Raw genomic sequence first — 8,686 nt, forward strand, 5'->3', positions numbered from 1 at the left:
GGACCGCAACCGTGCAACCGGCGATGGCGGTGCTGCTCTGCGGCTATTACGGCGAGCACAACATCGGCGACGACGCCCTGCTGGAGGTGCTGCTCGGCCAGCTGCCTCACGGCTGCATGCCGCTGGTCACCGCGAACGACGCTGCCGCCCTGGCACAGCGGGGCATCGCCACGGTGCCGCGCCGCAGCCTGCCGCATGTGCTCAAGGCCCTGCGCGGCTGCTCGGCCCTGGTGCTCGGCGGCGGCAGCCTGCTGCAGGACACCACCAGCTTCCCCAGCCTGCTCTACTACGCCGCCCTGATCACGGCGGCCCGGCTGGAGGGCAAACCGGTGCTGCTCTGGGCCCAGGGCCTCGGCCCGCTTCGGCGGCGCCGCAGTCGTGCTCTGGTGCGGGCAGTGCTGCCGATGGTCAGCGCCGCCAGCTGGCGCGACCGGGGCTCCGCCCAGCTGGCCCAGCGCTGGGGCTGCCCCGGCAGTGTGGCTCCCGATCCGGTGTGGGCCTTCCCCAGTCGCCCCTGGCACGGGCGCGGCGGGCCGATCGTGGTCTGCTGGCGAGCCGTGCCGCAGCTGAGCGGCGAGCAGTGGCTTCCCTACCTGCAGGCGCTGGGGGAGCTGGCCGAGCGCCATGGTCGTGAGGTGATCTGGCTGCCGCTGCATCGCGATCAGGACAGGGGTCTGCTGGAGCGCCTCAGCCGCGAAGGCCTGATGCCGGCCGATCTTGCCGGCCGCAGCCGCGAGGTGCTGGCCGAACGCCCCGAGGAGGTGGTGGCGATGGCGGCCGATGCCGGCCTGGTGGTGGCGATGCGGCTGCACGGCCTGATCCTGGCGGCGATCGCCGGGGCTCCCTGCGCCGCCCTCAGCTACGACCCGAAGGTGGCGGCGGCCGCCGATCAGCTCGGCTGCGATTGCCATGGCCTGGCCGTGCCGCCACCGCCGCCCGCCGAGCTGGCCGCGCGCTGGGCGGCGGCACTGGACCGGCCGGCTCCGGCAGCCGTGCTGGAGCAGCTCCGCCAGCAGGCCGCGGAGCACCGCAGCGTGCTGGCGCGGCTGGAGGGCTGAGCCGATGCGCGCGGTGGGGTATCAGCTGCGGGCCGGCCTTGGGGAGGTTGGCTATCTGGTGGATCTGGAGCTGCCCGATCCCTCGCCCGCCCCCGTCGATCTGCTGGTGGCCCCCGAGGCGATCGCCGTGAACCCGGTGGACCTGAAGGTGCGGGGACGCGACCTGCCGCCAGCCGGCCAGTGGCGCCTGCTGGGCTGGGATGCGGTGGGGCGCGTGGTGGGCCTGGGACAGGCGGTGAGCGGTTTCGCCCCCGGCGATCGGGTCTGGTATGCCGGAGCCCTGCAGCGTCCCGGCTGCAATGCCGAGCTGCAGTTGGTGGATCACCGCCTGGCCGCTCGGGCGCCGCGGAGCCTCGAAGCGCTCGAGGCGGCCGCCCTGCCGCTCACCGCGATCACGGCCTGGGAGCTTCTGTTCGAGCGCTTTCGGCTGCCGGCCGGCACCGATGCCGGCGCCGGCGAGACCTTGCTGGTGCTCGGTGGCGCCGGCGGCGTGGGCTCGATGCTGGTGCAGCTGGCGCGCCGGCTCACCGGCTTCACGGTGGTGGCCACGGCCTCGCGCCCGGAGAGCCGCGCCTGGGCCGAAGAACTGGGGGCCCACCACGTGATCGACCACAGCCTGCCGCTGGGCCCGCAGCTGGAGGCGCTTGGCGTGGCGCCGGTGAGCCGTGCCGCCAGCCTCAGCCACAGCGGTGAGCACTTCGCCGGGCTGGTGGAGCTGCTGGCTCCCCAGGGGGCCCTGGCTCTGATCGACGATCCCCCGGCCGAGGCGATCAACGTGCTGGCGCTCAAGCGCAAGAGTCTGGCGCTCCACTGGGAGTTCATGTTCACCCGCTCGCTCTTCGGCACGGCCGATCTGGCGGAGCAGGGTCGGTTGCTGGCCCGGGTGGCGGAGCTGGTCGACCGGGGCGTGCTGCGCAGCACCGTCAGCAGCCGGCTGGGCACGCTCACCGCCGCCAATCTGGAGCGGGCCCATGCCCAGCTGGCGAGCGGCCACAGCACAGGCAAGCTGGTGCTGAGTGGCTTCGGCTGACGCCCCTGCCGGCCCGTGCCCTGGCAGCTCGGTGCGCTGGCGACGGGTAGATCGACCTATCGCCGCTGCCGCCGCGCTGCGGCAGCGTCGGTGCGCCGATCAGGGATGGGCTGATGTCACCAGCTCCCGTGGTGGTGGGCTCCCGAGGGGGCACGATCCACCAGCTCCAGGCCAGCCGGGGCGAACTGTTTCAGGTGTGCTTCAACGGCCGCTGCCTCTACTGCGACAGCCTGCACGTGGGTCTGGCCCACCTCAGCCGCATGGAGCGCCAGCCCCGGCCGCCGGCGGTTCAGCCGCTGGGCGGCAGCCGCGCCGCCTGAGCTGGATCAGGCGACCTGCCGCCGCCGCCGCAGTTCGCCGAGCACCTCGGCCGCATGGCCCGTGGGCCGCACGGCTGTCCAGCTCGCCCGCAGCACCCCCTGCGGGTCGATCAGGAAGGTGTGCCGCTGGGAGAAGGGCGCGATCCAGCTGCCGTAGCGCCGGCTGACGCTGCCGCCCGGATCGGAGAGCAGCGGGAAGGCARCACCACAGGACCCACTCCATTCATGAGCGAACTGCACCCCGTTAGGTTTCTGCCCATGGACGACCTTAATCGCAAGCTCTATTTCTACCTTCAGGAGCTGGGCTGGGATGCTTCCTCACTCGCATTCCTGCGCGATGCGCCACGGATCTGTCCCATGGAAACCAAGCCGCCGCATGACCCGCCATTGGGGAGAGCTTCTATGANAGAGCAGCGGGAAGGCAAGCCCCTCGCTGCTGCAGAAGGAGGCGTGGGAGTCGGGGTCGTCGGCGCTCACGCCAACCACTTCGGCGCCCGCGTCCTGGAAGCCTCGAGCTGCTGCTGAAAGCCGCGGGCCTCCAGGGTGCACCCGCCGGTGAAATCCCGGGGGTAGAAGTAAAGAACCAGCCAGCGTCCGGCGAAGTCATCGAGGCCCAGGCTGGTCTCCACAGGCTCGCCCCCCGGGCCGGGGCCCATACCGTCCAAGCTGAAGCGTGGCGCGGGCTGGTCCAACTCAGGCATGGTTCCGCCCAGGGCAACGGCGCGGGGAGCCCAGCCCAGCAGAACTGACCCTCCCGAAACCAGGACAGCTGCGCCGAGCAGCGTGCGACGGCGCACCGCCGCTGCGCTCAGATCTTGGCGAGGTTGATGCCCAGCTCCTTGGCATAGGCGCCCAGACCCTTCTTCTGGATGGTCTTGAGGGCGCGGGTGGAAACGCGCAGCTTGACGAAGCGGTTGCCTTCAGCCCACCAGAGGCGGCGCTCCTGCAGGTTCACCTGCTGGAGCTTCTTGGTGCGCACATGGGAGTGCGACACGGCCATGCCGTTGTTGGCGCGCTTGCCGGTGAGCTGGCAGACCCGGGACATGACCGAACTTCTCGAGAACAACTGATGGGCGACCGCCCAGACACCCACCTTATCAAGCGGCGGTTGCTCTCAGCCGCTGCCTGCGCTCAGGCACCGGCCTGCGAGGGCTGGATCAGCTGCAGGCCTCGGGAGGGGAGGGCGAAGTCGATTCCCTCACGGTCGAAGCGACGCACGATTTCGAGGTTGATGCGCTGCTGCACATCGAGCGCCATCGCGTACTCGCTGCTGGCTACGTAATAGACGAGCTCGAAATCCAGGCTGCAGGGTCTGAAGTCCACGAAGTGGCAGCGATCGAAGCGGGCCTCTCCGCAGCGGCTCACGATCTCCTCCAGCATCCTGGGGATGCATCCCAGGCGCTCGGCGTCGGTGTCGTAGCTGATGCCGAGGCGGTGGATCAGGCGACGCTCCTGCATGTCGCCGTAATTGGCGATCACCGCATTGGTGTCTTCACACCGATGTTCTGCAGATAGAAGATCGCTCCCAGACCCCACGTCAACGCCCGCACCAGTGGACTCAGGGAGCGCAGCATGCTGGCCACGGCCGCATCGGCTGTGCGGGCCGCCTGCCGGTGCAGCAGCTTGTCCAGATCCAGGGCCAGCCGGTCGCTCTCCACGGAGGTGGGCAGGATCCGCCAGGCCAGCACTGCGCTCAGCACCCAGCCGAAGGACGGGATGCTTCCCACAACCACCTGCAGAATCCAGTCATCCGTGCTGCTGCGTGTGCGGCGTACGAGAGGCCCCAGCAGGAGCGCGGCGATCCGCGCTACCAGGATGGAGAGCAGGCCCCCGCCCAGCAGGGTCAGAAGGGCGATCGGCAGGGATGGGGCTAGCGACACCACGGCAGGGGGGGATGTCGAATCGGCTCAGAGGCCGCGCTCCATCAGCCGGCCCATCAGCTCGGCGCTGCGCTGCTGGAAGCCGGCCAGCTCATTCGGCTCCAGGCCACCCACCGCCAGGCGGGCCATCTCGTAGAGATGGCGGCTGAGGTCGCTGGCGAGCTGCTGGCTGGGCGAACTGGTCCCACTGCCGGTGATCACCGAACCCGCCGAGAGCTTCAGCAGACCATCCACCAGGGGGTGGCGGCGGTTCACCAGCAGCACGTGGTGATCGGGCAGACCGGGGAGGCGCTGCTCCATCAGGGCACCCATGTCGTTGAGACGGCGCATCTGCTCCGGCAGCAGGATCAGAGCCGCCGGGGCGCTGTCGCCCTTGAGGGCCTGCACCTGGATCGTCACCTTGTCGTTGCCCAGCGCCCCTCTGAACAGCTCCCGCAGCTTCTCGCCGGCGTCCTTGCCGTCGGCGTCGGCCAGCTCGCTCTCCTTCTCCTGCAGCGAGTCGTCCAGTTCGCTGTCGACCCGCTGGAATTTCAGCTCGTTGTGGCGGTACTCCAGCCAGGGAATGAACTGGGTGTCGATGAAGGTGTCGGCGAGGAGAACCTCGGCACCCTGACCCTTCCACAGCGCCAGGNCGCCCGCCTGACCGGCCTCGTCGGTGCAGTAGAGGATCCGCTTGTCGTTGTCGCCGCTGAGGCGGCTGCGGTAGCCGGCCAGGGTGGTGAAGGCCCTGCCGTGATCGGCGGGAATCGGATCGAGGCTGTGGCCCTCGGCCGGCTGCTCCTGCGCTTGCGCCGTCGTGCCGAACAGCACCAGATCGGCCACCTGGTCGGCGAACTTCTCGTCCTCCATGGCGCCGATCTTGATGAACGGAGCGAGCGACTCCCAGATCTCGGCGTAGCGCTTCGGCTCGTCGCGGTGCAGCTGCTTGAGACGGTCGGCCACCTTCTTGGCCACGAAGCCGCCGATCGAGCGCACCCGCCGGTCGGTCTGCAGGGCCGAGCGGCTCACATTCAGGGGGATGTCGGGCGAATCGATCACGCCGCGCAGCGGCAGCAGGTAGCGCGGTACGACCTCCTTGATCGAGTCGCTCACGAAGACCTGATTGCAGTAGAGGCGGATCTCACCCTTCTCCCAGTCGGCGCGGCCGCTGAGCTTGGGGAAATAGAGGATGCCCTGCAGGTTGTAGGGATAGTCGGTGTTGAGGTGCACCCAGAGCAGCGGGTCGCCCTGGAAGGGATAGAGGTAGCGGTAGAGCTCGATGTAGTCGTTGTCGCTCAGCTCGCGCGGATTGGCGCGCNATGGCGCCTGCCGCTTGTTCACCGTTTCGCCCTCGAGCTGCACCTCCACCGGCAGGAAGTCGCAGTAGGTGGTGATCAGGGTGCGGATGCGGGCCGGCTCGATGTACTCGAGCTCCTCCTCCATCAGATGCAGGATCACATCGGTGCCTGACTCGCTGCGCTCGCTGCCCTCCAGCCTGAAGCTGGGGGAGCCGTCGCAGCTCCAGCGCACCGCTTCACTGCCCTCACGGGCAGAGAGCGTGATCAGCTCCACCTGCTTCGCCACCATGAAGCTTGAATAGAAGCCGAGGCCGAAGTGACCGATGATCGCGTCGGTTTCGCTCTTGTACTTCTCCAGGAAATCCTCGGCGCTCGAGAAGGCCACCTGGTTGATGTAGCGCTTCACCTCATCGGCGGTCATGCCGATGCCGTTGTCGGAGATGGTGAGCGTCTTCGCCTCCCGGTCGATGCGGATCTGGATCCGGCCTTCCGGGCCCTCGCTGCAGTCGCCGGCCATGGCCGCCATGCGCCGCTTGCTGATCGCGTCCACGCCGTTGCTCACCAGTTCCCGCAGGAACACCTCATGGCCGCTGTACACGGCCTTCTTGATGATCGGGAAGATGTTCTCGGTGTGGATCTGGATCTGACCCTGTTCCGCCTGCAGCACCACCACGTTCGAGGCAAGGTGGCCCNAGACTCCCCCGATCCCGCCCCGCTCGCCAAGGGGGTGGCGTGGGCAGGAAACCGACCTGATGCCGCTGCATAGGATTCCGCTCTCTCCGGCAGCGGCCCGATGCCCAGCCAGTGGCAGAACTTCCTGCAGAACCTGGGCGAGTGNCAGGGCTCCTTCACCGGAATCAGCCCCGCCGGCGAGATCCTCGGCAGCACGGCTTCGATCCTCACCCTGGAGACCGCTGAGCACGACGCCGCCGGTGCCGCGTCGATGGTGCGCTTCCGGCTGCGCCGTTTCGAGGCAGGCGACATCACCGCGTGCCCGAGCAGCGATTTCAGCCAGGAGTACCGCAGCCTCGGCCGCCAGGTGGTGTTCTTCGAAACGGGCAGCTTCTGCAAGGGCAGCCTGCAGCTGGCTCCCGGCACCGCGTTCGGCGCGGAATTCGGTTTTCGCCACGCTGACCGGCGCCACCGGCTGGTGCTGCTCACCAATGAGAGCGGCGCCCAGCAGCAGCTGGTGCTGATCCGCGAGTTCCGCTCCGGTACGGAGGGCCCGGAGTGCCCGCCGCTCACGGCCGGGCAGCTGGCTGGCCTCTGGCAGGGCAGCAGCGCCACGATCAGCGCCGACTGGCCCGAACCCGAGCTCGCCGAGGCCCGGTTCGGCTTCGACGCAGCAGACCTGGAAGGGCTGAAGTTCCTTCCCGACGGCGGCTACTGCCGCTGGCCTGCTCAGGTGAGCCACCGCCAGGCCTTCAGCGTGGAAGCTGGCTGGCTCAGCTCAGCGGATCGGCTCGAGCGGCTGATCCGCCGCTACGACGGCAGCGGCGCCTGGCAGTCGGCCACGCACGAGGTGCTCAGCCGGGTGGGCGACTAGCCCGGCTGCTGCAGTTCCGGTCTCTCCTCCGGCAGGATCGCACCCTCCACGGGGCACACCTGCAGGCAGATGCCGCAGTCGATGCAGGTGTCGAAGTCGATCCAGTAGAAGGTCGTGCCCTTGCTGTTTGCCCCCTGGCCGGGGTGGATGCAGGCCACCGGGCAGGCGTCCACGCAATCCGCCACGCCCTCGCACACGTTGGTGACGATCGTGTGGGCCATGCACGGGGCTGCGTCGCGGCCGGATCCTAGGCAGCGGTACTCAGGCTGCGAGCCAGAGAGCGCGGCTGCAGCCGCGTTCGGCGGCGATGCGCTCGGCCTCCTCCGTGCTCGCCAGCGGGCTGCCATGCAGCTCCGCCGCCTGCCGGCCCGGTGCAGGGCCTCCAGCTCATCGAGGGCGCGGCGCAGCAGGTCCGGCTCGGCCATGGCCACGAGCGTGGGCCGGGTGGCGCCGGCGCCGTGCTGCGCGGGAGCCAGCAGCTCCCGCAGGGCTGCCACGTCGAAGCCGAAGCCCATGCCCGCCGCCTGCTGGCTCTGCGGCTGAGGCTGGCCCCAGAAGCGACCCACCAGGCGTCGTAGCGACCGCCGCTGGCCACCTCCAGCGGCGCCGTGGCCCCCTGGCACACCAGTTTGAGCACCAGTCCGTCGTACAGGGCGAAGTGCGGCTGGAAGGTGGGATCCAGCTGCACCACCACCCCGAGCCGCTCCGCCGCCCCAGCGATCAGGGCGAGGGTGTCGGCCAGCTGCGTCAGCGGCGGCAGCGGTCCCAGCCACTGCTCCAGCTGGTAGAGCACCCGCAGCGGTTCGCCGCGCAGGCGCATCAGCGCTGAGAGACGCTGGCGCTCGGTCTCGGGCAGGGGCAGCTGGGAGAGGGCCAGGGGGTCGAAGCTGGTGAGGGCGGCCCGGGCTGCCGGCTGCTGGGCCTCGGGCAGCTGGCCCAGCAGGCCGGCCAGCAGAGCGTGGTGACCGAGCAGCAGCCGCGGACGGTGGGCCGGTCCGAGACCCACCGCCGCGCTGGCCGCCAGCAGCAGCCGGAGCAGTTCGGCATCGGCGGCCGCGGAAGCCTCACCCAGCAGCTCCACGCCGCTCTGCAGCTCCTCCACGATGCGCTGCTGGCCGCCGTCAGCGATCTGGGTGCGGTAGGTGGGGCCTTCGGCCCACAGCCGCAGCGGCCGCGGCCGGGAGGCTAGGCGGGTGCAGGCGGCCCGGGCGATCGATGCAGTGAGCTCCGGCCGCAGACCGAGGGGTTCATCGGCAGCCAGGCGCACCAGCTCACGACCGTCGATGCCGCCACCGGCCTCCAGGGTGGAAAGGTGCTCGAAGTGGGGCGGGGCCACCTCCTGGTAGCCCCACAGCCGGTAGACGCCGGCCAGCTGGGTGCAGATCCAGCGGTTGTGCTCCACCTCGCGGGGGTTGAGGTCGCGGGCGCCGGCGGCGGGTTGCAGGGCCATGGGCGCTGGCGGATGAACGAGGCGGCATGATCCTATGGAGCAGTGCCGGGCACCCCGCCCCATCCAGCTCCGGAGCGCCGTAGCTGGCGCCGCTGAGAGGGCGGCAGGCCGCCAGGCCCGCCAGC

Annotated in this window: 13 protein-coding genes; 4 read left to right on the forward strand and 9 right to left on the reverse strand. The window is 70.0% G+C overall.

Features of this window, described 5'->3' with window-relative positions; all coding sequences use genetic code 11:
- Positions 1 to 11: 11 nt before the first annotated feature.
- From csaB to SYNGFB01_RS06370, 3 genes are all read left to right on the forward strand, one after another.
- Positions 12 to 1,058, forward strand: coding sequence for a polysaccharide pyruvyl transferase CsaB (csaB, locus tag SYNGFB01_RS06360; protein WP_369795495.1), 1,047 nt, complete (start codon positions 12 to 14; stop codon positions 1,056 to 1,058).
- A 4-nt stretch (positions 1,059 to 1,062) separates the two neighbouring features.
- The gene (locus SYNGFB01_RS06365) at positions 1,063 to 2,088 is read left to right on the forward strand and encodes a zinc-binding alcohol dehydrogenase family protein (protein WP_048017391.1); all 1,026 of its coding nucleotides are present in this window, start codon (positions 1,063 to 1,065) and stop codon (positions 2,086 to 2,088) included.
- 113 nt (positions 2,089 to 2,201) lie between these two features.
- Positions 2,202 to 2,408, forward strand: a complete 207-nt coding sequence (locus SYNGFB01_RS06370; protein WP_048017392.1) for a hypothetical protein — start codon at positions 2,202 to 2,204, stop codon at positions 2,406 to 2,408.
- A gap of 6 nt (positions 2,409 to 2,414) precedes the next feature.
- Here the strand turns inward: SYNGFB01_RS06370 and SYNGFB01_RS14190 are convergent, their stop codons facing one another.
- The 7 genes from SYNGFB01_RS14190 to htpG all read right to left on the reverse strand — a co-directional run bounded on the left by SYNGFB01_RS14190 (position 2,415) and on the right by htpG (position 6,232).
- The gene (locus SYNGFB01_RS14190) at positions 2,415 to 2,648 is read right to left on the reverse strand and encodes a redoxin domain-containing protein (protein WP_369795496.1); all 234 of its coding nucleotides are present in this window, start codon (positions 2,646 to 2,648) and stop codon (positions 2,415 to 2,417) included.
- A 78-nt stretch (positions 2,649 to 2,726) separates the two neighbouring features.
- A complete protein-coding gene (locus SYNGFB01_RS16315; protein WP_369795497.1) occupies positions 2,727 to 2,957 on the reverse strand; it encodes a redoxin domain-containing protein in 231 nt (76 codons plus the stop codon).
- On the reverse strand, positions 2,882 to 3,064 hold the full coding sequence (locus tag SYNGFB01_RS16320; RefSeq protein WP_369795500.1) for a redoxin domain-containing protein: 183 nt from the start codon (positions 3,062 to 3,064) through the stop codon (positions 2,882 to 2,884). The genes SYNGFB01_RS16315 and SYNGFB01_RS16320 overlap by 76 nt, the downstream gene beginning before the upstream one ends.
- Before the next feature lie 152 nt (positions 3,065 to 3,216).
- Positions 3,217 to 3,453, reverse strand: a complete 237-nt coding sequence (rpmB, locus tag SYNGFB01_RS06385; RefSeq protein WP_010308706.1) for a 50S ribosomal protein L28 — start codon at positions 3,451 to 3,453, stop codon at positions 3,217 to 3,219.
- 86 nt (positions 3,454 to 3,539) lie between these two features.
- Positions 3,540 to 3,887 carry a mechanosensitive ion channel domain-containing protein gene (locus SYNGFB01_RS15340; RefSeq protein ID WP_053068368.1) on the reverse strand — a complete coding sequence of 116 codons (348 nt, stop codon included), beginning with the start codon at positions 3,885 to 3,887 and terminating at the stop codon, positions 3,540 to 3,542.
- The gene (locus tag SYNGFB01_RS15345; protein WP_235299962.1) at positions 3,884 to 4,288 is read right to left on the reverse strand and encodes a hypothetical protein; all 405 of its coding nucleotides are present in this window, start codon (positions 4,286 to 4,288) and stop codon (positions 3,884 to 3,886) included. Before SYNGFB01_RS15345 ends, SYNGFB01_RS15340 begins: the two co-directional genes overlap by 4 nt.
- Positions 4,289 to 4,315: 27 nt before the next feature.
- Entirely contained in the window at positions 4,316 to 6,232 is a 1,917-nt protein-coding gene (gene htpG, locus SYNGFB01_RS06400; RefSeq protein ID WP_369795501.1) for a molecular chaperone HtpG, read from the reverse strand.
- A gap of 126 nt (positions 6,233 to 6,358) precedes the next feature.
- On the opposite strand from htpG, the gene SYNGFB01_RS06405 reads away from it, so the two are divergent.
- Positions 6,359 to 7,111, forward strand: coding sequence for a DUF3598 family protein (locus tag SYNGFB01_RS06405; RefSeq protein ID WP_048017394.1), 753 nt, complete (start codon positions 6,359 to 6,361; stop codon positions 7,109 to 7,111).
- Here SYNGFB01_RS06405 and SYNGFB01_RS06410 read toward each other — a convergent pair.
- Entirely contained in the window at positions 7,108 to 7,332 is a 225-nt protein-coding gene (locus tag SYNGFB01_RS06410) for a ferredoxin family protein (RefSeq protein WP_048017395.1), read from the reverse strand. The two genes, SYNGFB01_RS06405 and SYNGFB01_RS06410, sit on opposite strands and share 4 nt — an antisense overlap.
- Before the next feature lie 26 nt (positions 7,333 to 7,358).
- Positions 7,359 to 8,561 carry an ATP phosphoribosyltransferase regulatory subunit gene (locus SYNGFB01_RS06415; RefSeq protein ID WP_235299963.1) on the reverse strand — a complete coding sequence of 401 codons (1,203 nt, stop codon included), beginning with the start codon at positions 8,559 to 8,561 and terminating at the stop codon, positions 7,359 to 7,361.
- Between the last annotated feature and the right edge of the window lie 125 nt (positions 8,562 to 8,686).

Origin of the sequence: Synechococcus sp. GFB01 (assembly GCF_001039265.1) — a bacterium.
In the GTDB taxonomy this organism is placed as follows: Bacteria; Cyanobacteriota; Cyanobacteriia; order PCC-6307; family Cyanobiaceae; genus NIES-981.